Raw genomic sequence first — 23,343 nt, 5'->3', positions numbered from 1 at the left:
CTCAGAACACGGTGTAGCCCCCGTCGATCGTGAGCACCGAACCGGTCATGTATGCCGAGGCGGGGCTAGCCAGGAAGACGACCGCCGGGGCGATCTCGTCCGGGGTGGCGGCCCGCTGCTGGGGCGTGTCGTCGATCCAGCGACTGCGGAACTCGGGACGGTCGATGGGAGTCATCTCGGTCCGGACGTAGCCGGGCGCCACCGCGTTGACCCGCACCCCGAGCGGAGCCCACTCCGCTGCCAGCGACCGGGTCAGGTGGTGCACCGCCGCCTTGGACGCGTTGTACGCGGGCTGCCACTGCGGCCGGTTGACGATGTCGCCCGACATCGACCCGATGTTCACGATGACGCCACCCCCCGCCTCGACCATGCGCCCGCCAAAGACCTGGCAGCCGTTCCAGACCCCGGTGAGGTTGACGTCCAGCACGCTGGACCACTCCTCCTGGGTGACCTCGAGCGCCGCACGGTGGATGCACGTGCCGGCGTTGTTGACGAGTACGTCCACGGCGCCGAAGTCCGACCAGATGTCTTCGGCCGCGGCGTGCACGCTCGCCCGGCTCGCGACGTCGCCCTGGTAGGACCTGGCGACGATCCCCTTGGCCTGCAGCTCGGTGAGGACCTGCGCGCTCACGTCGCGGTCGCGAGCCAGCACCGCGACGGCCGCACCCGCCTCACCCAGCGCATGGGCGAACGCCCTGCCGAGGCCACGGTTGCCGCCGGTGACGACGGCGACCTTGCCGGTGAGCGCGAAACTGTCGAGAACTCCCATGGCACTGCTCCTTGGTGTGGTGGGCCCTCTGGTGGGCCCTGTGGTGGCCCGGTGGTGGGCCGCTGTGGCGGTGTGGTGGGCCCTGTGGTCGGCGTCAACGGGTCCAACGCTGCGCGGCGGCGACCGGGTCGCCGGCATACTCGTGCAGCAGGGCGAGGTTCGGTCGCGAGGGATGCGTGCGGCCAGCGGGGCCGGCCGCGAAGGCGCTGAGCAGGTTGGTCAGCTCGCCCCCGACCACCTGCGCGGTCACTCCGCCTGCCCCGGCCTCGGGCAGCCCGTGCGTGAACCAGTTGCTTCCTGCGGCGAACACGCCTGCTCCACTCCTGACGGTGTAGTAGGCACTGTCGGCGAAGCTGTGCACGCCGCGGCACGTCACCGGCGAGTGCGTCAGGACTTCGATGGTGGCGGGCGTCGGGACGATGGGGTTGACCCGGTCGTACTCGGGCCCGACCAGGTGCGGCAGCCGCAGGCCCCGCCGTGCCGGAGTGTGCGCGAACAAGCCAGCTCGACGGGTCGGTGATCACGAGGTCCGCATCGACGGGGTTGCACTCGTAGAAGACGCCGGTCAGCGTGCTCTCTGGCCTCGGGACCGGGGGCTCGCGCCAGTCCACGGTCACCTCACTGTCGTCGCGCCCGTACCACGGATCCGAGAGCCGCTTGTAGTCGATCTCGAGCCGGTCCGGTCCGAACCACGTCGAGCCGAACCGCATGTGACGGAAGACGGCATTGGCGCCGAGGAACGCGACGTTGGCGCCCGTGTCCCGCGCCTGGGTCACTGCCGCCCGCATGGCACTGGACCAGTACTCGTCGTGGCTGAGGCTGACGAGCCCGGCCGCCCCCGTGAGCAGGCCGGCCACGGCGTGGACGTCGACATCGGTGGCGTAGGCGAGGCAGAGCCCGAGGCGCTCGGCGTGCGCGATCGCGGGCAGGTCCTGCTGGAGGAAACCACCTGACCCGTCGCCTGCGTACGGACGGTCGAAGGAGACGGCCCGGCTCCGGCCAGCGAAGTCGACCTCGCCGCCGAGGCCGTGGTAGAGGCTGAGACCACCCCACTCGTTGTACGCCTGCCACGTGGTGACGTCGTCGACCAGGACCAGCCGCCCCCGCGTGTCGGGCGAGCGCACCGTCAGCGGCACGAAGCGCTGTCCCCGCCTGGAGTCGAGCCGGATCAGGTAGGCCCCCGGCGGCCAGCTGGCGGTGGGGAGGGCCAGGGAGGCCGGCCAGGTGGTCGTCACCGTGCGCGTCGGGGAAGCCATCCAGGAGGCCGTCGAGGGGCGGGCGCGCACCCGTCCGATGGTCCCTGGCGACCGCCACACGCGGGCACCCCCGGCTGCGCCGTACCACCCCATCCGGTATGCCGTGGCCGTGAACGTCGGGGCCGCGCTCGAGACGTGGAGGGCCACGGGTTCACCGGGCAGGACGCTCGTGCGGTCGGCCCACCCCTCCAGGTCGGCCGGCGCGCCGGGCCGGACGATCCGCCAGTGCGGGTCCAGGGTGAGCTCGGGTGGAGCGCAGGGGTTCGCCGAGGCCGGGGCGCCGGAGACCACCGATGGGGGCGCCGCCGGGGTCGCCGGCGTGGTGACGCCCGACCCGGGTCGGGAGCTCCCGGGCACGCCCGGTCGCGCGGGAGGGGCGGCGCTGCACCCGGCGACAAGAAGGCCGAGGAGCAGCGCGACCGGAGGGCACCGTCGCCTCATTCCCCAAGGGTAGGCGGCACCCTCCGACCCGGTCAGCGATCGATGACCACCATGGCCCACGCCTCGAAGGAGGGGACCTCGATGGTGACGACCTCGCCGTCCCTCGTCGCGGCCAGCTCCCGCAGACCGGGGCCCGCGCCGGGGTGTCCGCCGCGGACCCGGACCGTCTCCGAGGCGACGCGCACCGCGAGGCGCACCCCGGTGACCGGCACCGTCTCCTGACGCGGGACGTTCCACCGACCGTCGGCCTGGGACGTGTAGTCGACCAGCTGGATCACGAGCCTGGCTCCGCAGGTGGCCGCCCTGACCCACACCGCGCCGGCCGTGGGACGCAACGCGACCGGGACTCCCTCGACCGTCACGTCCCCGTTGATCCCGCCGACGAGGTGGGTCGTGGCCTCGAGCAGGTCTGGGTCGAAGAGCAGGTCGCCGTTGGCCACCGAGAAGTCGACGAACGCGCGCAGCTCCCTGGTCGCCGGCTCGGTCAGGGTCGCGTAGTTCGGGTAGTACGGGTGCACCAGCACGCCCGCGGACTCGCCGAAGAGAAGGTACTGGCCGCCCTCCGCCCACGTGGTCGCGAGCGCCAGCTTCGCCGCCGCGAGCTCGGCCGGACCGCAGCCGTTCGCGAAGGGTTCGAGGTATGCCGCCAGGATGACCGGGCGCGATGGCGCCAGCGCGCGGGCCCCCCGCACGAGGTCGACGAGGTCGGCGTGGTCGTCGTGGGGCGACCACACCTCGATATAGGTGGCATCCTGGGCCGCCGTGACGGTGGTGCGGGTCGGAAAGTTGTTGACGTTGTTGAAGATCAGGGTCGCGGCAGGCAGGCGTCGACGGACCGCGTCGATGAAGGCCGGGAAGGCTGCTGCGAGGTCGAGTACGCCGCCGGTCGCGGTCGTCGCGAGCTTGGGGTCGCCGTACTGGTCCAGGTGGAGCCCGTCGAAGCCGACGATCTCCACCGCCAGCCCCATCTCCTCGACGATGTGCCTCGACCACGACGAGCCGGCGCTGAGGTCGGTGTTCCAGAGGAAGTCACCGAGCATCCACGGGCTTCCGTCGGGGTGGTGGATCAGCTCCTCCGGGTGGGCGGCGGCGTAGTCCTTGCCCGCCGCGTACACCGCGGCATACGCGAGGGCCTCGGCTCCGGCGTCGTGGACCGCCTCGATGAAGTCGCGCACCACGGCGAGGGACAGCTCGCGACCCAGGGTGTCGACGAAGACGTCCTCCGGGGGCAGCAGCTCGGCGTGCCGGTACATCCAGTCGTAGAACTGGACGTGTGTGAGGTGGAACGCGCGCAGCGACTCGGCCACGGCCTCGCCGTCCGACCGGCCTGGCCGGAAGTCCGTCACGAAGCCGTACCGCGGACGCGTCGCCCGGTCCTCGAGCACGTCGTATGCCGTGTGCGCGACGTCGTCGTCGACCCGCACGGTGACGGCGTAGGAGCCTGCGTCGAAGCGACCCAGCACGATGCGCTGCCGCCCTGCCACGAGGTCGATCTCCCGAGTGAGGATGCGATCTCCGAGGCTGGTGACCGTGAGGCTGGCGCTGCGGGTGGCGGTTGGGGTGGTCGCCATTGTCGATGGCGTGTCGAGCAGGAGCACGACCTCGTCCTGCGGGCGAGCGTCAGAGCGCTCGAGCCTGAGGTCGAGGAGCGTGCTCATCGAAGCCCCAGCTCGTCGACCAGGGTGAGGTACATGGCGTGAGACCACAGCAGGGGTGTCGCCGACGGGCCCCAACGGTCCACCCACTCGGCCACGTGCCCCGGACTCTGGGGATGGGTGTCGACCTGTTCCGGGAGGTCGAGGGACGCGGTCGCCGTCGACTCGACCCATTTCAGGCACTCGAGGGCAGCGTGCTCCCGCCCAGCGGTGTGGTGCGCCCACCCGAGCCAGGCCGTCAGGATGACCCACTCGCCACCCCCGTAGAACGTGTCGCCGAGGTAGCGACGCACGCCGCCAGCCGGCACCTGCAGCTCGCGCTCGACGCGCGCGACGGTGCCCAGGAACAGCGGGTCGTCCGCGGCGACCACTCCGAAAGGAAGCGCAAGCCACAGCAGCGACGCGTCGACCGCGGTCGACCCGTCGTGCTTGACGAACGCACCGTCACGGCTGAAGTCGCGTACCAGGATCTGCTCCAGGCTCACAGCGGTGTCGCGAAATGCGTTCTGCTGCAGCAGGTCCCCGGCGGCCCGCAGTCCCGCGGCGCAGGCCGCGACGGTCGCGGCGTGACGGTGTTCGACGTGCTCCTCCCAGCAGTCGTAACAGCTCTGGTCCCGGGCCGCGTCGAGGTACCGGGCGATGAGCTCTACCGCTTCGAGCTCGTGCGGGCGCGCGACCTGACGGGTGCGGCGCAGGTGCTGGGCGAACGACCACAGCCAGGTGCCGTAGCCGTCGAGCTGGAAGTTGGGCCAGTCCTCCTCACCGGACTCCTCGCGGCCGTCGAGCTCGAACCGCGTGGGCAGCATCGCTGCGACGTCACCGCCACTGGCGGCCGCGACAGCTCGCTCGACCCGGGGACGCATCTTGAGCACCGTGCGACAGACCCAGGCGTGGAACCGGGCCGCCGCCTCGGTCTCGCCGAACCGGTCGAGAGCCTCGGCGACGAAGCTGCCGTCGCGCAGCCAGGCGTAGTGGTACGTGGCGAAGGTCGGGCTGGCCACGAACGCGCCGCTCGCGGCCTGGCCGGCCATGAGCACGCGCAACGAGTGGTCGACCAGCGCGGTGCGGGTCGGCGAGAGGGCGATGGTCATCCCTTGAGTGCTCCTGCCTGGACGCCAGCGACGAACTGCCGCTGGAAGATGATGAACACGGTGATCACGGGCACGACCGCGATGACGGAGGCGGCGAAGACCAGACCCCACGACGTCGCGTGCTGCCCCTGGAACAGGGCGATGGCGATGGGAAGCGTGCGCTTCTCGGGAGAGTCGATGACGGTGACGGCCCAGACGAACTCGTCCCACGCACCGAGGAAAGAGAAGATGCCTGCCGTGGCGAGCGCCGGCCGGCACAGCGGCAGGATCAGGCTCCAGAAGATGCGGAACCGGCCGGCCCCGTCGATGAGCATGGCCTCGTCGAGGTCCCGCGGGATGGTGACGATGAACCCGCGCAGCAGGAAGGTCGTGAACGCGAGCTGGCCCGCGACGTAGAAGAGCACCAGCCCGAGCCGCGAGTCGAGGACGTGCAGGTCCTTCGCGACCAGGTACTGCGGGATGATGAGCATCATCCCCGGGATCATCAACGTCGCGACGAGCATGAGGAAGATCGGGCGCTTGCCCGGGAACTCGAACCTCGCGAACGCGTAGGCCATCATCGCGCCGATCAGCAGGACGCCGGCGACCGTGGACACGGCAACGAGCACGCTGTTGAGGAAGTACGTCGCGAAGCCCGTCGAGCTCCACGCCTGCTGGTAGTTGGCCAGCGTGGGGTCGTGCGGAATCAGCTTCGGCGGAACCTCGAGGACGAAGGTCTGCTTCTTGAACGACGTCGAGACCATCATCAGGAACGGCACGCAGGTGACGACCGCGCCGACGATGAGCACGGCATACCGGAACCACGGCGTGCCGCTGCGCCGTCCTCGGGAGGTGACCACCGCTGTCATGAGCCGACCTCCTGGTCGTAGCGGAACAGTCGCATCTGGGCGAAGGAGAGCGCGAAGATCACGAGGGCGAGCAGGTAGGCGATCGCTGACCCGTAGCCGAAGTCGAGGAAGGTGAAGGCCTGCTTGTACATGTAGGTGAGGACCACCTCGGTGTCGTTGGCCGGCCCTCCGCCGGTCATGATGAAGACCGAGATGAACACGTTGAACCCCCCGATGACGAGCATGACCGTGACGAAGGCGACGACAGGCCGCAGCAGCGGCAGGATCACCGAGAAGAACTGCCGCACCGGCCCTGCGCCATCGACGGCGGCGGAGTCGAGCAGCTCTCTCGGCACCGCCTGAAGCGCGGCCAGGAAGATCAGCATCGACCAGCCGACGCCCTTCCAGATCCCGAGCAGGCTGAGGGTGACCAGGGCCGGCCAGCGCGAGCCAAGCCAGTCCACCGGTGCGCCGATCACGTGAAGCCAGTCGACCAGGACGTGGTTGACCAGTCCGGCCTGGGTGTTGAACAGGTACTCGAAGACGAGGGACACGACCACCCAGCTCGTGATGACCGGCAGGTAGTAGAGCGCCCGGAACACCACCCGCCCGCGGATCGCGCGGTTGAGCAGCAGAGCCAGCGCCATGCCGATCGCCAGCTGTGCCGGCACGGTCGCCACGAGGTAGAAGACGGTGTTGACGGCGGCCTTGCGCAGGATCGGGTCACCCAGGGCGCGGGTGTACTGGTCGAGGCCCACGAACGGGCTCACGGCGCCCTGCACGACCTTCCAGTCGTAGAAGCTGATGCGTAGCGCCAGCAACACCGGGTAGGCGATGAGCGTCACGAACAGGACCAGACCCGGGGCGAGGAAGAGGTATGCCGTGCCGGTCGAGCCGCCCCAGGCCCGCCCGCGCCGCCAGGGGAAACGGCGCGGACGGACCTGGGTGTCTGCGGGAATGGTCATCCGGCGAGGAGGGGGTCGATCTGCTTGGCCGCGTTGTCGAGGGCCTGTTGCACGCTCTGCTGGCCCTTGAACGCCTTCTGCACCTCGGTCGAGATGATCGACTCGATCTTCGGGTACTGCGGGTGCGGGAGCCGGGCCCGGGCCGACTTCAGCTGCTCGGCGAAGATCGCGTAGTACGGCTGGATGTCGGTGAGCTTGCTCCCGAGGTCGGCGAGCACCGGCATCTGGCCCACCTTGGCCATGGCCGTCTGGGCGTCGTCGCTGAGCATGTACCGCGCGAACTCTGCAGCCTGGTCCTTGTGGTCACAGCTCGACGTCATGACGAGGTCCTCGCCGCCGACGACCGACACGGACCCGCCGGGACCGGCCGGCACCATCGCCGTCTTGAGCGCGAAGTTGGGGTTCTGCTTCTGGAAGATCGGGAACATCCACGGTCCGTCGAGGATCGAGGCGTACTGCCCGCTGGGGAGCCCGACCGAGGTGTCGATGCCGCCCTTGCCGCCGAGGATCAGGTCAGGCACCTGGCCCTGCTTGTGCAGGTCGACGAGCAGCTGGACGCCCGCGACGGACTGCGGCGAGTTGAGGTAGCCGGTCGCCTTGGTCATGCCCTTGTCGGTGATGTCGCCGCCGGCCGACCAGATCCAGGGGAAGAGGTTCCAGCCGCTGGTGCCGTTGTCGGCGAAGGCGACGTCCTTGCTGCCCTTGAGCTTGTCCGCGAGGGCGCGCAGCTCGTCGAAGGTCTTGGGGGGCGCGTTCATCCCGGCCTTGGCGAGCGTGGCCTGGTTGTACATCAGGACCCGGGTGTTGGTGTCGAGCGGCAGGCCGTAGTGCTTGCCCTTCCACACGGTGGTCGCCAGGGCGCCGGGGTAGGTGCGGCTCGTGACGGCGTCATAGTCCTTCATCACCCCGTCGAGTGCGGTGATGGCTCCGAGCTGGGCGAGCTCGGGCACCCAGATGATGTCGCTTCGCACCAGACAGGGCAGGGTGCCGCCCGCCGTGGACGTGAGCAGCTTCTGGTGGAGCTGGTCGTAGGGGAAGGCGACCGCCTTGACCGTGATGTTGGGGTGCGTCTTCTCGAACCCGGGGATGACCACCGTGGTGAGGGTGTTCACCTCGGGGCTGTCGGCGCTGTACGCGTGCCAGTAGGTGAGCGTCACCTTCTGGTTGGCATCGGACGACGTGGCGGCCGTGGACCCGCCGGCACAGGCCGCCAGGCCAAGCACCGCGGTCCCGACGACAGCCCACCGGGCGAGGGGGGGATGCATGCGCATGACTCCTCCTTGAGCATGAGCGGGGCGAGAGGGAAGGCGAGCGCCATCCGTCGGTGTTATTTTCACCACGGAACTTAGTTGGCGTCAATAGCTTCCACGACACGACTTGACGCGGTGCATTAGCATCATGCTGAAACGAACGATCAGGATCACGACCGATCACCAGTGGACGACGGCAACGGAGGAAGGCGGGGGCATGGGGACCGACACGGCTGAGGGGCCCTGGACCGGGGCCGCGGGGAGCGGGGACCTTGACGGCCTGGCCCGCGACCTCGCGCTCACCGTCCTGATCCATGGTCCCCTGTCGCGACGGGAACTCGCGGACCGTCTCGGCGTGTCGGCTCCGACGCTGACGCGCCTGAGTGCGCCCCTCGTCGAGCGGGGACTGCTGGTGCCCGCCGACGAGCCGGTCGTCGGCCGCCTCGGGCGCCCGGCGCGACCGCTCGACATCGCCGCGGGCGCCCACTCGTTCATCGGCGTCAAGCTCGCCGGCGACACGCTCCACGCCGTGCGCACCAACCTGCGCGCCGAGATCCAGGCTGCGGCCGAGGCACCCCTTCCCTCGCAGGACCCAGCCGACGTGGTCGAGGCGATCCGGACGCTGCTCCCGCGCCTGGGTGACGTCGACCGCGTCAGCGGGCTGGGCCTGAGCCTCGGCGGAAGCACCCCCGACCACCGGCTCGTCACCCGCGCGCCGTTCCTGCACTGGACAGACGTCCCGCTGGCCGACCTCGCCACCCAGACGCTGGGGCTGCCCACCGTCATCGAGAACGACCTGGTGGCGCTCACCGTGGCCGAGCAGTGGTTCGGAGACGGCCGTGACGTGGACAGCTTCGCCATCCTCACCATCGGCGCGGGGGTCGGCTACGGCCTGGTCACGCACCGCCGCCTCGTCACGAGTCCCGATGCCGGCGTCGGCCTGGTCGGCCACTTCCCCGTCGACCCCGACGGACCGTGGTGCGCCGATGGCCACCGCGGTTGTGCCGACACCATGCTCAGCATCACCGGCGTGACCGCGCAGGCGGCGCTGGCGCTGCGCCGCGACGTGACGTACGACGAGGTCATGCAGCTGGCGCGCGCGGGGGACCCCGCCGCTCGGGCCATCGTGCATGCGTCGGGCCTCGCCCTCGGGCGGCTCGTCGCGGCGGTCGCGAACCTGACCATGTGCGAACGGATCTTCTTGTCCGGCGAGGGAATCGACCTGGCGGTCGTCGCACGCGATGCCGTGCTCGAAGGCGTGCAGCGCGACCGAGACCCGAATGCCGCGCCCGTGGACCTGGTCATCCAGCCGCACGACGCCGACCTGTGGGCGCGCGGCGCGGCGTCGGTCGCGATTCAGCAGTTCGTGCTGTCCCGCGACTCCTAGCCGAGGCCTACCGTGCCTCGATCAGCGTCTTGGCGGTGTCCAGTGCTGCCATCTCGCCGTTCATGGACTTCTGGACCTGCCCGGACATCAGGAGCTTCTTCAGCCCACTCAGCTCGGCACTGAGCGAGAAGGTGACCTCGGTGCCCTCACCGGACGGAGCGAACCGGAACTGGCCCGACGGACGGGCCGGGCCTGCCACCACCTGGAAGGCGTAGAGGCTGGATGGTTCATACCCGGTCACCTCGATGTCCGCCGGGATCCCCCGGCCGCCTGGGCCCTCGATCACCTGGTGGATCTTGGCGCCCGCCGTGGGGGCACCCTGCGCCGAGATCTCCTTGACCTGGGGGCGCCAGGTGGGGTCGTTGGCGGGGTTGGTGAAGAAGGCGAACACCTCCTCGACAGGACGGTTGATCACCACGGTGCGTTGGGCGTTCGGCATCGGCTGCTCCTCGGGCTGGCACAGGCGGAGGCGGTCCTCCGGCGCTCATCGTCGCAGGTCGGCCCGCCGGTGACCACGGGCGCCTCAGTCGGGTCGCCGCAGCCGCTTGATCTCGGAACGCCGCTTCTTGCCCGCGATGCGCCGCTCCACCGACGCGCGGGTCGCTCGAGTGGGGCGTCGCATCCGAGGGGGTGGGGCGATGGCTGCCGCGACTTCCAGCGCGAGTCGCCGCTGCGCGGTCTCGCGGTTGCGCAGCTGGGAGCGCTGCTCGGATGCCGTGACCGAGAGGACCCCGTCGACGAGCCGCCCGGCGAGCCGCTCCAGCGCGCGCGCCCGTTGCGCCGGGCTCAGCGCCGTCGAGTTCGCCACGTCATAGCGCAGCTCGACTCGTGAGTCGGTCGTGTTGACGCCTTGGCCGCCCGGGCCCGACGACCGCGAGAAGCGCCAGACGAGCTCGGCCTCGGGGATGACCACCGAACCTCGGACGTGCAGCGGGCCCGGCATCTCAGCTCCTCGTCCTCCTCGCCGCTGCCACTCAGGAGCGGCCGAGGCGGACCCAGGTCTCGACGACGGAGTCAGGGTTGAGGGACATCGTGTCGATGCCCTGCTCGAGCAGCCATTCGGCGAGGTCGGGGTGGTCGCTCGGGCCCTGACCGCAGATGCCGACGTACTTGCCGCGCGCCTTGCAGGCGGTGATCGCCATGGCCAGCATCGCCTTGACGGCGGGGTCACGCTCGTCGAAACCGGCCGCGACGAGGGCGGAGTCGCGGTCGAGCCCGAGGGTCAGCTGGGTCATGTCGTTCGAGCCGATCGAGAACCCGTCGAAGTGGTCGAGGAACTGGTCGGCGATGACGGCGTTGGAGGGGATCTCGCACATCATGATGACCTGCAGGTCGTTCTCGCCGCGCCGCAGCCCGTGCTCGGCGAGCAGGTCGATGACCCCCTTGGCCTCGGTCACCGTACGCACGAACGGGATCATCACCTTGACGTTGCTCAGCCCCATCTCGTCGCGGACGTAGCGCAGCGCCTCGCACTCCATCGCGAAGCACTCGCGGAACTCCTCGGACAGGTACCGCGAGGCGCCGCGGTACCCGATCATCGGGTTCTCCTCATGCGGCTCGTAGAGGTCTCCCCCGACGAGGTTGGCGTACTCGTTGGACTTGAAGTCCGACATCCGCACGATCACGTGCTTGGGCGCAAAGGCCGCGGCGATGGTCGCCACACCCTCGGCCACGCGCTGCACGAAGTACTCCCGCGGCGAGGCGTACGGCGCCACCGCCGCGTCGACCTGGTCGCGCACCGTCCCGGTCAGCAGCTCGTGGTCGAGCAGCGCCTTGGGGTGGATGCCGATCTGCCGGTTGATGATGAACTCCAGCCGGGCCAGCCCGACCCCCTCGTTCGGCAGTCGCGAGAACGCGAACGCCTGGTCCGGTGTGCCGACGTTCATCATGATGCCGACCGGGATCTGCGGCATGGCCTGCATGTCGGTCTCCTCGACCGCAAAGTCGAGCAGTCCGGCATACACGTAGCCGGTGTCGCCCTCGGCGCACGAGACGGTGACCTCACGCCCGTCGGCCAGCTCGCTCGTGGCGTTCCCGGCACCGACGACAGCCGGTATGCCGAGCTCGCGGGCGATGATCGCGGCGTGGCAGGTGCGCCCACCCCGGTTGGTCACGATCGCGCTCGCGCGCTTCATGATCGGCTCCCAGTCGGGGTCGGTCATGTCGGCCACGAGGACCTCGCCGGGCTGGAAGTCACGCATCTGGTCGGCTGAGGCCAGCACCCGCACCGCGCCGGCGCCGACCTTCTGCCCGATGGCGCGTCCCTCGACCAGCAGCGGCCCGCTCCCGGTGATGCGGTAGCGGGACACGGTGGTGGCGGACTGGCGCGACTTCACCGTCTCGGGCCGGGCCTGGAGGACGTAGAGCTGCCCGTCGAGGCCGTCCTTGCCCCACTCGATGTCCATCGGGCGGCCGTAGTGGTCCTCGATCACCAGCGCATGCCGGGCGAGCTCCTCGACCTCGGCGTCGGTCAGGCTCAGGAGCCGTTGCTGAGCGGGCTCGACATCGACGAACTCGGTCGTCTTCCCCACCGCGGCGTCGGAGGTGTAGACCATCTTGGTCGCCTTGCCACCCACGGCACGCTTGAGGATCGCGGGGCGACCCGCACGCAGGCCCGGCTTGTAGACGTAGAACTCGTCGGGGTTGACCGCGCCCTGGACGACTGCCTCGCCCAGGCCGTAGGACGAGGTGATGAACACCGCGTCGTCGAACCCCGACTCGGTGTCCATGGTGAACATCACCCCCGACGCCCCGATGTCCGAGCGGACCATGCGCTGCACCCCGGCCGACAGCGCCACCGTCTCGTGCTCGAAGCCGTGGTGCACGCGGTACGCGATCGCCCGGTCGTTGTAGAGCGAGGCGAAGACCTCCTTGATCGCCTGCAGCACGGCGTCGATGCCGTGGATGTTGAGGAAGGTCTCCTGCTGGCCGGCGAACGACGCGTCCGGCAGGTCCTCGGCCGTCGCACTGGAGCGCACCGCGAAGGTGGCCTCCGGGTTGTCGGCGACGAGCTGGTCGTAGGCCTTGCGGATGTCGGCCTCGATGTCGGCCGGCAGCGGCTGGTTCACGATGGTCGCCCGCACCCGCTGACCCACCTCGGCGAGCTGCATGACGTCCTCGGTGTCGAGCTGGGCCATCTCGCCGATGATCGTGTCGGCCAGCCCGGACTGGGCGATGAACGCGCGGTAGGCGTCGGCGGTGGTCGCGAACCCGTCCGGCACCCGCACCCCGGCCGAGGCCAGGTTGCTGACCATCTCACCCAGGGAGGCGTTCTTGCCGCCCACCTGGTCGAGGTCCTTCATGCCCAGGGTGGAGAACCACAGCACGTTGCTCATGTCCGGCTTCTTTCGCGAGAGGGTCGGGAACCAAGGGTCTGGAGGATCTGGGTGGACATCTCCTCCACCGACCTCGTGGTGGAGTTGATGACCGGTATGCCGTTGGCACGGTAGAGCGCGTCGGCGCGGCGCAGCTCCCGGGTGCACTGCTCCAGGGAGGCGTACGTCGAGTTCGGTCGACGTTGCTGGCGCACCTCGGACAGCCGCGCCGGGGTCGCGATCAGGCCGAAGCACCGGTCCCCCAGCTCGGCGATGGGCCGCGGCAGGTCGGTGCTCTGGAGGTCCTCGTCCAGCAACGGGTAGTTGGCCACGAACAAGCCCATGCTGCAGAGCCAGGTACATCGTCGTCGGGGTCTTGCCGCACCGGGAGGGCGCCACGAGGATCACCTCGGCCCGGTCGAGGGCGCGCAGGCTCTGGCCGTCGTCGTGCTCGATGGCGTACTCGATCGCCTGCATGCGCGTGTTGTAGCGCTTGACGTCTCCCACCCCGTGCAGCCGGGCAGCCACCCGGGCCCCCGAGACGCCGAGGATCGACTCGACCCGCTCCATGTGCATCTCGAAGAAGTCGATGATGGGACACCGTGACGTCCGCAGGACCTCGCGGACCTCCTCGGTCGCGGCCGTCGTGAACGCCAGCGGGGTCACCGGCCCCTCCATCGCGGCGTCGAGGATGGCGACGACCTTGCGCGCTTCCTCTGCGGTGGCGATGAACGGGATGAGTCGGCGCTCGAACCGCAGGTCCGGGAACTGGATGAGCAGCGCGTTGCCCATCGTCTCCGCACTGATGCCGGTGCTGTCGGAAAGGAAGAAGACAGGAATGGCCTCAGGCTGCACGGCGCCCTCCTCTCGCGAACCACGACTCCCCGTGCAACCTATCGACTCGGCGCGAGTCGCGTGACAGCCAGGGTGGCTTCGCTACAGGTGGAGGCTGTTGATCTTGTCCACCACCGCCTTGGTGATCGCCGCCGCATCGGCTCCCTTCGCCTGCGCCAGCGCCTGCAGCGCGGTCGTGAGCACCGCCACCTGCCCCTCGAGCCGGCGGACCTCACGCGAGTTGACGGTGCCCTCCACGACGGTGCGCCAGATGGTCTGGGCGCCGCCTTGGACGTTGTCCACTCCGGGGAACCCCCAGATCTTCTTGACGTCGTCATCGTTCAGGGGCATGTCGACCTCCAGAAGGGATGGGTTGGTGGTGAGGGCGATGAGGTCGTCGAGGGTGCCGTTGAACCGGTTGCCATCACAGGGCTTGGCGATCCCGGGCCACTGTGCGGCGTCGGTGTTCTGCCAGAGCAGATGGGGCTTGGTCGGCTCGTTGTCCTGGTATGCCGCCAGCCAGTCGATCGCGACGCCCGGCAGGTGGTGCTGCGAGAAGTCGAGGCCCGAGTAGGTCCACTCGACTGGCGCGTGGAGCTCGTCGAGGAACTCGGCCCGGCGAGCCGACTGGTCGCCGTCGCCCTCCTCGAGGTCGAGGATGGCGACCTCGCCGGGCAGCAGCGGGCCAACGGTGTCGGCGAACAGGCGGGCCGCCCGCCGGGGGTTCGCCGTCGCGTCCAGGTAGAGGTAGAAGCCGCGCCAGTCGCAGTGCGTGCGGGCACCCGGGAGGTTCTGCGCCCACGTGAGGTCTGCCCGGTAGATCGTTCGCTGCTGGTGCCTCGACCAGAAGGTGACCGCGGCCCGGACGATCACCGCACGGTGGGCTGCGCCGTAGGCCGTCCAGTCGATGTCCTCCTGGAACTCGGAGACGTCCGCGAAGAGCAGCGTCATCAGCGCTCCCGTCCCTCGACCGTCGCTTCGCCCTCGTTCCCCCGCAATGTGCCACCGGCATCCTCGCCGGGCCTCCCCCATCTGACGCAGGCGCATCCCGCTGCGTGCGCTTGACCTATCGGACCCCGAGCTGGACCTCGCGGACCCCGAGCGGGACTCAGGGTCGACTCAGGGTGAGTCTCCGGCGCCTCCCCGATGTGTCCACGTGGCCGGCGACGCCACGATGCTCGGCATGATCACAGTCGAATCACTCACGAAGACCTACGGACGCGGCCTCACCGCGGTCGACGACGTCTCGTTCACGGCGGCCACCGGCAGGGTGACCGGCTTCCTCGGCCCCAACGGTGCAGGCAAGTCGACGACGATGCGCATCATGGTCGGCCTCACGCCGGCCACCTCCGGATCCGTCACGATCGACGGACGCCGCTTCACCGACCTGCCCAACCCCGGCACCGAGGTCGGCGTCCTCCTGGACGCCTCGGCCCAGCACGCCGGGCGCACCGGTCGGGAGATCCTCACCCTCGTGCAGCGCACGATGGGCCTGCCTCGAGCCCGGGTCCAGGAGATGCTCGACCTCGTCAGCCTCACCGCGACCGAGGCCGACCGACGGGTGCGGGACTACTCCCTCGGGATGCGCCAGCGCCTCGGCATCGGGGCAGCTCTGCTCGGGGACCCGTACGTGCTGATCCTCGACGAGCCAGCCAACGGCCTCGACCCAGCCGGCATCCGCTGGATGCGTGACCTCCTGCGCGGGTATGCCGACCGGGGCGGCACCGTGCTGCTCTCCAGCCACCTGCTCCACGAGATCGAGGTCATTGCCGACGACCTCGTCGTCATCGGCAAGGGCCGCATCGTCGCGCAGGGCACCAAGGCCGACCTGCTCGCAGCGGCGGGCACCGTGGCGCGCGCTCGCGACGGCGCGGCGCTCGTCGCGGCCCTCGAGCGCGGCGGCCTGTCGGCCACGACGCATCCCGACGGCAGTGTCCACACCGACGCAACCCCGGACCGGGTGGGCGAGGTCGCGCTTGCCGCCCGCCTGGCCCTCACCGAGCTCCGCGCCGCCGACGGGGCCGGGCTCGAGGAGATGTTCCTCGAGCTCACCGCAGACACCCAGCGTGAAGGAGCAGTCGCATGACCACCACCATCCACCCGAACCGGGCGTCCGAGTCCCCCACCACCGCAGACCGCGGGCCGGACCGCACGGCAGACGCCCGGATCCCGCTGATCCGCATCATCGGGGTCGAGCTGCGCAAGATGTTCGACACCCGTTCGGGCTTCTGGCTGATGGCCAGCATCGTCATCACGAGTGTGCTCGCCACGGCGGCGCTCATCGTGTTCGCCCCTCACGACCAGCTCACGTTCGACAACTTCGCGGCCGCCATCGGGGCGCCGATGACGGTGATCCTGCCGATGATCGGGATCCTCGCGGTGACCAGCGAGTGGAGCCAGCGCAGTGGTCTGACGACCTTCACGCTGGTGCCGCACCGCGGTCGGGTGCTGGGGGCCAAGTTCCTCGCCGCCGTCACGGTGGGGGTCGTGGCGATGTTCATCGCCCTCGTCGTCGGCGTGCTCGGCACCCTCGTCGGCAGCGCCATCGCCGGCGTCGACCCGGTCTGGAACGTCACCGCGGCCCACTTCGGGCTGATCGTCCTGGGCAGTGTCCTCGGGATGCTGTTCGGCTTCATGCTCGGCCTCGTGATCCGCAACTCGGCCGGTGCGATCGTCACGTACTTCGTGTACACGCTCGTGCTGCCACCGCTGCTCGGCCTGCTGGCGGCCAACCAGAAGTGGTTCGCCGACCTGCAGCCGTGGGTGGACTACAACGTCGCGCAGCGCCCGCTGTTCGACGGCAGCGTCTCGAGCCAGCAGTGGGCCCATCTCGCCGTTGCCGGTGGGCTCTGGTTCGTCCTGCCCATGCTGATCGGGCTGCTGATCGTCCGCCGCGCAGAGGTCAAGTGACCCGAGGTTCCACCGCGCATCCCACCCTGGGATGCGCGGCGGACCTGCTCATCCACAGCCGAGCGGAGGAGGATTGAGTCATGGGACGACAGGCTTGGGTAGCGCTCTACGTGTTCACGATGGTGCTCGTCGTCGTTGTCGTCGACCTGCTGTTCTTCAGGCACCAGGCCTGGGAGCGGCTGGCGGTCAACGTCGGGATAGTGCTGGTGTTCCTCGCGTTCTACTTCCGGTTCCTGAAGGATCGGTGAAGGCGCTCAACCCGCGTCCGGGTACGACGCCGGACGCGGGTCTCGCGGTCAGCCGGCCTGGAAGACGAGCTTTCCGTCGAGGAGGTCGAAGCCAACCGCTCCGGCCGTGAAGGGCAAGGCGCCTGAGTTGAAGTGGTCCGCCGACGTGTAGTTCACCGGGTGCAGGCTGCTGCTCGTCGCGGACCCGATCGGTTGCCCCGTGGGGGTGGCGATCGCCACGCGAGTGCCGGCCGCCACATGGTTGCCCAGGTGGTCGACGTCGGGGAGCAGCGTGGAGGAGACGGTGCCGTTGTTGCCACCGCTGTCGACCGCGGTCGGGCCGCACGTGCGCCGCGCACCAACGCTCCAGCACAGCTGGACATCCTTCGACCAGGAGCTGTGGCCGTTCGGGAAACTCACGCCCGAGCGAGTCAGTGGGACGACGGCGGAGGGACTGGTCACCTGCGGCTGACCCAACCGGAGGACGTGGGCAGCGGGATCCAGCGTGAAGCCGGCCCAGAAGGGCGCGGGCAGCTGAGCCAAGGGCGACATCAAGCCGTAGCTGTGGGGAGCGATGTTCGGCCCCACGCCGAGGATGCCGTACGTCCCGGTGCGCCTCATCGATGCCGACCGGGAGCTGTCGGCGAAGGTGGCCACCGGAATCATGCCCGTCGACAGGGTTCGCGATCCGTCGTCAAGGGTCGTGACCGTCGTGATGATCGAGGTTGCGAGGTTCGAGGTTCCCTCCGTCGCGAAGCCATAATGCCGCTCGAGGTGTTGGCCCGTGGCAGTGAAGGCGCTGCCGACCGCTGCGGAGTCGATGACCAGGCCACTCGATCCCGTGTCGACGGTGACCGGGACCGGCCGTCCGCCGCCGACCTGGATCGAGGCAACGTAGCGTGTGCCGACGGTGGACATCGGGGTCTCAAAGGTTGTGCTCGGCGGGTGAGAGCTGCTCGTGGACCCACCGGCTGGGCGGCTGGTGCACCCGGTGAGCAGACCGACTGCCACCAGCCCCGCGACCAGAGCCGTCACGCCCCGACGACGCACTGTTCCCACCTGATCACTCCCGCTCTACTTGATGCTGCCGCTGGTGAGGCCTGCCTGCCAGTACCGCTGGAGGCCGAGGAAGAGCGCGATGAGGGGTAGAACTCCGAGGAGTGCGCCCTGCAGGACGGCGCCGTACTGCGGGTCGAAGTAGCTCATCATCCCGTAGAGACCCAGGGTGACCGGCTTGAGCTCCGGACTGGTGATCATCATGAGCGGCAGGAGGAAGTTGTTCCACGTCGCCACGAAGATGAACAGGAAGATCGTCACCATCGCGGGGGCGAGGAGCCGCAGCACCAGCGTGCCGAAGATGCGCAGCTCACCCGCACCGTCGAGCCGGGCTGCCTCGAGGATCTCGTCGGGCACGGACGACTCGACGTAGATGCGGCCGAGGAAGACTCCGAAGGGGCTGACGCAGGACGGGATGATCACGGCCCACGGCGTGTTCACCAGACCGATGCCGTGGAAGAGCAGGTAGAGCGGGACCGTGAGCAGCGAGATCGGCATCAGGAGGCCGACGAGTATGCCGAGCTGCACGGCGCCCTTGCCAGGGATGCGGAACTTCGCGAGGCCGTATCCGGCGGCGACCGACAGCAGTGTGCCGACCGCGCCGGCGACGCTCGAGTAGAGCACCGAGTTGGCCACCCACCGCCAGAGGTTGCCCTGGGTCCACGACAGGAGGGCGCTGTAGTTGGCCGCGAGGTTGCCGGCCGGGATGAGGCCGCTGGTGGTGAAGAGCTCGCCATTGCTCTTGGTCGAGGAGACGACGAGCCAGTAGACGGGGCCGAGGAAGTACAGCAAGGCGACGACCAGGACGATCCGGCCGAGGGCCCGCGCCCGGTGCGACGGTTGCAGCGCGGGTGGGAGGTCGGTAGCGCTCACTGGGCACTCCTGCCGGTGAGGACGGCGTAGACCGCGGCGAGCAGCCCCGCGCCCCCAGCCATGACGATGGAGATCGCGGACGCGGGCCCGGAGCCCGACGGGGAGACGCCGCCGGTCATCGAGTTGTAGGCCATCATCATCGGCGTGTAGGCCTTGCCCATCCACGGGTTGACGGCCGCGAGCACCGTCGGCTCGTTGAAGAGCTGGATCGTGCCGATGATCGACAGCAGCACCGCAAGCGTGCTGGCGCGCGCGACGAGCGGCACCTTGATGCGCCGCACGATCGTCCACTCGCTCGCGCCGTCGAGGCGGGCCGCCTCGTAGAGGTCACCGGGTATCGCCTGCAGGGCGGCGAGGAAGATGAGCATGTTGTACCCGGTGAACGTCCACGTCGTCATGTTGGCCATCGAGCCGAGGATGGTGCCGGGGGTGAAGAAGTCGAGGTGGAGGCCGAACACCCCGAGCCCTTGGTTGATCGGCGAGAGGTGGGGGGAATACATGTACGTCCAAACGAGGGCGGCGACGACGCCCGGGATGGCGAACGGCAGGAAGTAGCCGAGTCGGTAGAGGGCGACTCGGCGGACCAGGAGGGAGTCGAGCAGCAGCGCGAGCGCGAGCGCTCCGCCGATCATGACCGGGATCTGGAATGCGCCGAAGAGCAGCACCCTCCCGAGGCCCGACCAGAGCTGGCCGTTCCCGAGAACCTGCGCGAAGTTCTCCCCGCCGACGAAGGTGTCGACCAGCCCGCCGCCCCCGTAGAGTCCCCCACCACGTGGCATGGGCCGGTAGAACGACGCCTTGACGCTGAGCACGATCGGCAGGACGAAGCACAGCGCGAACACTGCGGCGAATGGTGCCACGAAGGCCCACCCGACGCGTGCCTCGCGCCGACGCCTGGCCCGGTTGAGCCGGGCCAGGCCGTCGGAACGACCGAGCGAGCCACGATGCCTCGTGTCGATCGTGGTCATGGCGAGATCGTCACTGGGCCACCGGCAGGCCGGCATCCTTGAGCGACGTGACCGAGCTCTGTTGGGTCGTCGTGAAGATGTCGCCGACCTTCCCCTGCCCCTTGCCGACCTTGTCGGCGATCTGGGCGACATCGCCGCCGATGGTCGGCCAGGTCGGGATGTACGGGAAGTTCGGGTTGAGCGCCTCGTTGGCCTTGGCCAGCTCGGCGAAGACGTCCTGGCCGCCGTAGAAGGACTTGACCGCGTCCGGCGTCGTCATCGCTCCCTTGGCCGCGACGACGAGGCCCTGCGAGACGAGGGCGTCGATCTGGGTGTTGAACCAGTTGTTGAACTCCATCGCCTGGGCGACGTTCTTGCAGCCCTTGAGGACCACGACGCCCGACCCGCCGTCGGGGCCGGTCATCGGCGCGGCTCCGAGCTGGGGGATGGGCGCGACGGCCCACTGGCCCACGTTCGTGCTTCCCGTCATGTCGCCGGACAGCAGGGGCGCCTCCCAGGCTGCACCGATGGTGCCGATGAGCTTCTGGTCGTTGAGGGCCTTCTTGAAGCCGTCACCCCAGCGGTTCTCGACGACGACGGACTGTCCGTCGAGCAGCCGCTGCCAGAGCGTCGCAACGTGCTGGGTTGCGGCGTCGGTCGCGTCGACCTTCCACTTGCCGGCGTCGGTGGAGTACCACGTGGCGCCAGCGGCAGCGGCCTGCGCGGACAACCAGTTCAGCGCCTCGTCGGGCTCGAAGGCAGCGATGTACTTGCCCTTGGCCGCAGCCTTGGCGGCGGTGGCCACGAGCTCGTCGGCGGTCGTCGGCACGGAGAGGCCGAGCTTCGCGAACTCCGCCTTGTTGTAGTAGTAGACGAGTGGGCCACCGTCCTGTGGCAGACCGACGGCCTTTCCACCCACGGTCACGAGCGTGTATGCGCCGGCTGAGTAGTTCGACTTGTACTTCTCGGCCTCAGCCGTGACGTCCTCGAGGAGTCCCTTGGTGAACAGCGAAGGCACCTCGGCATACCCGGCCTGGGCAAGGCACGGGGCCGTGCCGGCCTTGACGTTCGCCTCGAGCTTGGTGATGAGCTCGTCGGACTTGCCGTCGAACTTCGTGGCCTTGACCTGGATGTCCGGGTGCGCGGCATTCCACAGGGCCACGACATCGGCGACCTTGGTCATGCCCTCGCCGTCGGGCAGGCGGTGGAGGTAATCGATGGTGACGGGACCTGCCGACGGGTGGCCACCGGCCGATGTCGACCCCGCGCCGGGCGTGCCTGACGAACACGCGGCGACAAGGCCCAACGCAAGGACGACGATGACGCCGGCTCCACGTGAGGTACGTGAGGTCATGAGCGACTCTGCTTTCTCCTCGATGGCGGCTCGTCTCCATGGACGCGTCCGTGGCGGAATCATGTCCGCTGACCGTAAGTGTGTCAAGACTATGGACATTCCTCGAACAAGCCGGCACGGGACCTCCCCGCGCACGACCGGGGGACGAGGAAGCGTCGCGCTGTCGTCGACGGGGCGATAGCCGAACGCCTCGATGCTGGTGGTGTCCCACTCACGGCGGGAGTTCGCAGACACGCCGAACGGGACCCGGAACCCCGCGGGCGCGCCGAGCGCGACGTCGAAGAGACGGACGCAGTCGCCGTCGGAGAGCCACTGGCCGAGGTACCGGTCCTCGGTCACCGGCCAGCCAGTGAGCCCGAGCCGGAGCGCGACGACCGACGCCCCGGGCACCCGCGCGGCATACAGCCTGCCGAGCGCTTCGCCGACCACCTTGCTCACGCCGTACGCACAGCACGGCCGCGGCGGCAGGTCGGGAGAGACCGGGACATGGGCCGGCCGGTTGTACTCGCCCATGGCGTGGATCGAGCTGGCGAGCACGATTCGCCGTATGCCGTGGCGCGCGGCCGCACGCAGCAGGACGTCGGTGGTCGACACGTTGGCGAAGACCTCGTCCCACGCGGCGCGGGGGTTGCCCAGGCCGGCCAGGTGGATGAGTGCATCGGCCCCGGCCAGCACCGCGTCGAGCTGTCGACCATCACCCAGGTCACTGCGGGTGAAGTCCTCGCCCGCGCCGAGAGGGCCCTCGTCCCGATCGACCACGTGGACCTTCCATCGCCGGCCCAGCTCTGGCCGAAGGATCCGGCCGACCCTGCCGAAGCCGCCCGTGAGCACGACGGCGCCGGGGTCGCGTGGTGACATGTGCCCCTCCCTTCCTGGGCGTCGGATTCTGGGCCGTTCCGGAAACTTGCGTCAAGACAATTGACACTTAGGCCGTGGGTGGGCATAGGGTTCGTCTCACCGACCGCTTGCTCGTCTATAGGGAGTCCGCGCGCCCATGAAGGTGACATCGTTCGAACTGTTCCTGGTCCCGCCGCGCTGGATGTTCCTGCGCATCGACACGGACCAGGGCATCAGCGGCTGGGGCGAGCCCATCCTCGAAGGTCACGCGGAGTCGGTCCGAGCCGCGGTGGAGGTGCTCTGTGACGGGCTCGTCGGTGAGGACCCGACCCGCATCGAGGACCACTGGCAGGTGATGACCAAGGGCGGCTTCTACCGTGGTGGTCCGGTCCTCGCGAGCGCCGTGGCCGGGATCGACCAGGCGCTCTGGGACATCAAGGGCAAGTCCCTCGGCGTCCCTGTCTACGAGCTGCTCGGTGGCCCCGTCCGGGAGCGGGTGCGCATGTACACCTGGCTGCACGGCGCCGACCCGACTGCGCTCGCAGCCGATGCCGACGAGAAGGCAGCGGCCGGGTTCACGGCGGTGAAGTTCGCTCCGGCGGCCCTGCTACCCGCCATCCCCACGGCACGTGAGGTCCGGGAGATCGCGGCCTCCGTCGGTGCGGTGCGTCAGGCAGTGGGGGACGACGTCGACATCTGCATCGACGTGCACGGCAGGTTCACGACCGCAGCGGCCAAGCGCGTGCTGCCCTGGCTCGAGGAGTACCTTCCGATGTTCGTCGAGGAGCCGGTACTCCCCGAGCACGTGCGCAACGTCTCGCAGGTCGCGGAGTCCACGTCCATCCCGCTCGCGCTCGGCGAACGCCTGTACTCGCGATGGGATTTCGACGAGGTGCTGCGCTCCGGTGTCAGGGTCGCCCAGCCCGACCTGTCCCACGCCGGGGGAATCTCCGAGGTGCGCCGGATCGCCGCGATGGCCGAGACGCACGACGTGGTGCTGGCCCCGCACTGCCCCTTGGGGCCCATCGCTCTGGCAGCGTGCGTGCAGGTCGACGTCGCCACGCCGAACTTCCTCATCCAGGAGCAGAGCCTGGGGATCGGTTACCACGCCGAGGTCGACTGGAAGCGGTATGTGTCCAACTCGGAGGTGTTCGAGCTGAGCGGCGGCTCGTTGCGCAGACCGGTCGGGCCCGGCCTGGGCCTGGTGATCGACGAGGACGCCGTTCGCGAAGCGGCCTTCGACGGGCACGGCTGGCGCAACCCCTTGCAGCGACACGCGGACGGGAGCCATGCCGAGTGGTGACCTACCAAATCGCGACGGCCCGGATGGCAATGGCCCGGTTGACGACC

The 23,343-nt window shown here is 69.4% G+C and carries 22 protein-coding genes and 2 pseudogenes; 6 read left to right on the top strand and 18 right to left on the bottom strand.

Annotated features, from left to right (window positions below; translation table 11 throughout):
- Nucleotide 1 precedes the first annotated feature (1 nt).
- The 3 genes and pseudogenes from GKE56_RS15830 to GKE56_RS18415 form a co-directional block, all read right to left on the bottom strand.
- The gene (locus GKE56_RS15830) at nt 2–769 is read right to left on the bottom strand and encodes an SDR family NAD(P)-dependent oxidoreductase (RefSeq protein ID WP_154685363.1); all 768 of its coding nucleotides are present in this window, start codon (nt 767–769) and stop codon (nt 2–4) included.
- A 94-nt stretch (nt 770–863) separates the two neighbouring features.
- The gene (locus GKE56_RS15825) at nt 864–1,268 is read right to left on the bottom strand and encodes a N,N-dimethylformamidase beta subunit family domain-containing protein (RefSeq protein ID WP_154685362.1); all 405 of its coding nucleotides are present in this window, start codon (nt 1,266–1,268) and stop codon (nt 864–866) included.
- 67 nt (nt 1,269–1,335) lie between these two features.
- Nucleotides 1,336–2,085 (bottom strand): annotated as a pseudogene (locus tag GKE56_RS18415) (N,N-dimethylformamidase beta subunit family domain-containing protein); the annotation flags it as partial.
- Here GKE56_RS18415 and GKE56_RS15815 point away from each other — a divergent pair.
- Nucleotides 1,994–2,479 (top strand): hypothetical protein, encoded by a 486-nt coding sequence (locus GKE56_RS15815; protein ID WP_154685360.1) that lies wholly within the window; start codon nt 1,994–1,996, stop codon nt 2,477–2,479. The pseudogene GKE56_RS18415 and the gene GKE56_RS15815 overlap by 92 nt on opposite strands.
- A 19-nt stretch (nt 2,480–2,498) precedes the next feature.
- Here the strand turns inward: GKE56_RS15815 and GKE56_RS15810 are convergent, their stop codons facing one another.
- Genes GKE56_RS15810 through GKE56_RS15790 form a run of 5 tightly spaced genes read right to left on the bottom strand, consistent with a single transcriptional unit; the run spans nt 2,499 to nt 8,275 of the window.
- On the bottom strand, nt 2,499–4,124 hold the full coding sequence (locus GKE56_RS15810) for a glycoside hydrolase family 66 protein (protein ID WP_195908180.1): 1,626 nt from the start codon (nt 4,122–4,124) through the stop codon (nt 2,499–2,501).
- Nucleotides 4,121–5,212, bottom strand: a complete 1,092-nt coding sequence (locus GKE56_RS15805; protein WP_154685358.1) for a glycoside hydrolase family 15 protein — start codon at nt 5,210–5,212, stop codon at nt 4,121–4,123. Before GKE56_RS15805 ends, GKE56_RS15810 begins: the two co-directional genes overlap by 4 nt.
- Nucleotides 5,209–6,060 (bottom strand): carbohydrate ABC transporter permease, encoded by an 852-nt coding sequence (locus GKE56_RS15800; protein WP_154685357.1) that lies wholly within the window; start codon nt 6,058–6,060, stop codon nt 5,209–5,211. Before GKE56_RS15800 ends, GKE56_RS15805 begins: the two co-directional genes overlap by 4 nt.
- A complete protein-coding gene (locus GKE56_RS15795) occupies nt 6,057–7,004 on the bottom strand; it encodes a carbohydrate ABC transporter permease (RefSeq protein WP_154685356.1) in 948 nt (315 codons plus the stop codon). The genes GKE56_RS15800 and GKE56_RS15795 overlap by 4 nt, the downstream gene beginning before the upstream one ends.
- Nucleotides 7,001–8,275: an extracellular solute-binding protein gene (locus GKE56_RS15790; RefSeq protein WP_154685355.1), complete on the bottom strand. Its 1,275-nt coding sequence runs from the start codon at nt 8,273–8,275 to the stop codon at nt 7,001–7,003. The genes GKE56_RS15795 and GKE56_RS15790 overlap by 4 nt, the downstream gene beginning before the upstream one ends.
- Nucleotides 8,276–8,471: 196 nt before the next feature.
- Here GKE56_RS15790 and GKE56_RS15785 point away from each other — a divergent pair, with 196 nt between their 5' ends.
- The gene (locus GKE56_RS15785; protein WP_154685354.1) at nt 8,472–9,641 is read left to right on the top strand and encodes an ROK family transcriptional regulator; all 1,170 of its coding nucleotides are present in this window, start codon (nt 8,472–8,474) and stop codon (nt 9,639–9,641) included.
- A gap of 7 nt (nt 9,642–9,648) precedes the next feature.
- Here GKE56_RS15785 and GKE56_RS15780 read toward each other — a convergent pair whose 3' ends face one another.
- The 6 genes and pseudogenes from GKE56_RS15780 to GKE56_RS15760 form a co-directional block, all read right to left on the bottom strand.
- Nucleotides 9,649–10,080, bottom strand: coding sequence for an SRPBCC family protein (locus GKE56_RS15780; protein WP_154685353.1), 432 nt, complete (start codon nt 10,078–10,080; stop codon nt 9,649–9,651).
- An 84-nt stretch (nt 10,081–10,164) separates the two neighbouring features.
- Nucleotides 10,165–10,584, bottom strand: coding sequence for an alternative ribosome rescue aminoacyl-tRNA hydrolase ArfB (gene arfB, locus GKE56_RS15775; protein WP_154685352.1), 420 nt, complete (start codon nt 10,582–10,584; stop codon nt 10,165–10,167).
- A 31-nt stretch (nt 10,585–10,615) separates the two neighbouring features.
- Nucleotides 10,616–12,976, bottom strand: a complete 2,361-nt coding sequence (gene ppsA / locus GKE56_RS15770; RefSeq protein WP_154685351.1) for a phosphoenolpyruvate synthase — start codon at nt 12,974–12,976, stop codon at nt 10,616–10,618.
- Nucleotides 12,973–13,299, bottom strand: a complete 327-nt coding sequence (locus tag GKE56_RS18410; RefSeq protein ID WP_370518498.1) for a kinase/pyrophosphorylase — start codon at nt 13,297–13,299, stop codon at nt 12,973–12,975. The genes ppsA and GKE56_RS18410 overlap by 4 nt, the downstream gene beginning before the upstream one ends.
- Nucleotides 13,300–13,378: 79 nt before the next feature.
- Nucleotides 13,379–13,747 (bottom strand): annotated as a pseudogene (locus GKE56_RS18405) (kinase/pyrophosphorylase); the annotation flags it as partial.
- 144 nt (nt 13,748–13,891) lie between these two features.
- The gene (locus GKE56_RS15760; RefSeq protein ID WP_195908179.1) at nt 13,892–14,740 is read right to left on the bottom strand and encodes a GH25 family lysozyme; all 849 of its coding nucleotides are present in this window, start codon (nt 14,738–14,740) and stop codon (nt 13,892–13,894) included.
- 232 nt (nt 14,741–14,972) lie between these two features.
- Between GKE56_RS15760 and GKE56_RS15755 the strand changes: the two genes are divergently transcribed.
- From GKE56_RS15755 to GKE56_RS16965, 3 genes are all read left to right on the top strand, one after another.
- A complete protein-coding gene (locus GKE56_RS15755) occupies nt 14,973–15,875 on the top strand; it encodes an ATP-binding cassette domain-containing protein (RefSeq protein ID WP_195908178.1) in 903 nt (300 codons plus the stop codon).
- Nucleotides 15,872–16,699: an ABC transporter permease gene (locus tag GKE56_RS15750; RefSeq protein ID WP_154685349.1), complete on the top strand. Its 828-nt coding sequence runs from the start codon at nt 15,872–15,874 to the stop codon at nt 16,697–16,699. Before GKE56_RS15755 ends, GKE56_RS15750 begins: the two co-directional genes overlap by 4 nt.
- A gap of 80 nt (nt 16,700–16,779) precedes the next feature.
- Nucleotides 16,780–16,947 carry a hypothetical protein gene (locus GKE56_RS16965; protein WP_195908177.1) on the top strand — a complete coding sequence of 56 codons (168 nt, stop codon included), beginning with the start codon at nt 16,780–16,782 and terminating at the stop codon, nt 16,945–16,947.
- A 48-nt stretch (nt 16,948–16,995) separates the two neighbouring features.
- On the opposite strand, the gene GKE56_RS15745 is transcribed toward GKE56_RS16965, so the two are convergent.
- The 4 genes from GKE56_RS15745 to GKE56_RS15730 form a co-directional block, all read right to left on the bottom strand.
- On the bottom strand, nt 16,996–17,844 hold the full coding sequence (locus GKE56_RS15745) for a hypothetical protein (protein ID WP_154685348.1): 849 nt from the start codon (nt 17,842–17,844) through the stop codon (nt 16,996–16,998).
- A 156-nt stretch (nt 17,845–18,000) separates the two neighbouring features.
- Nucleotides 18,001–18,855 carry a carbohydrate ABC transporter permease gene (locus GKE56_RS15740; RefSeq protein ID WP_154685347.1) on the bottom strand — a complete coding sequence of 285 codons (855 nt, stop codon included), beginning with the start codon at nt 18,853–18,855 and terminating at the stop codon, nt 18,001–18,003.
- Complete coding sequence (locus tag GKE56_RS15735; protein WP_154685346.1) at nt 18,852–19,823, bottom strand: carbohydrate ABC transporter permease; 972 nt, start codon at nt 19,821–19,823, stop codon at nt 18,852–18,854. The genes GKE56_RS15740 and GKE56_RS15735 overlap by 4 nt, the downstream gene beginning before the upstream one ends.
- A gap of 10 nt (nt 19,824–19,833) precedes the next feature.
- Nucleotides 19,834–22,014, bottom strand: coding sequence for an NAD-dependent epimerase/dehydratase family protein (locus GKE56_RS15730; protein ID WP_154685345.1), 2,181 nt, complete (start codon nt 22,012–22,014; stop codon nt 19,834–19,836).
- Nucleotides 22,015–22,150: 136 nt separating this feature from the next.
- Between GKE56_RS15730 and dgoD the strand changes: the two genes are divergently transcribed.
- Nucleotides 22,151–23,296: a galactonate dehydratase gene (gene dgoD / locus GKE56_RS15725; protein ID WP_154685344.1), complete on the top strand. Its 1,146-nt coding sequence runs from the start codon at nt 22,151–22,153 to the stop codon at nt 23,294–23,296.
- Nucleotides 23,297–23,343: the final 47 nt, after the last annotated feature.

Origin of the sequence: Nostocoides sp. HKS02, assembly GCF_009707485.1 — a bacterium.
GTDB lineage: Bacteria > Actinomycetota > Actinomycetes > Actinomycetales > Dermatophilaceae > Pedococcus.
This window is presented reverse-complemented; position numbering and strand designations above follow the sequence as displayed.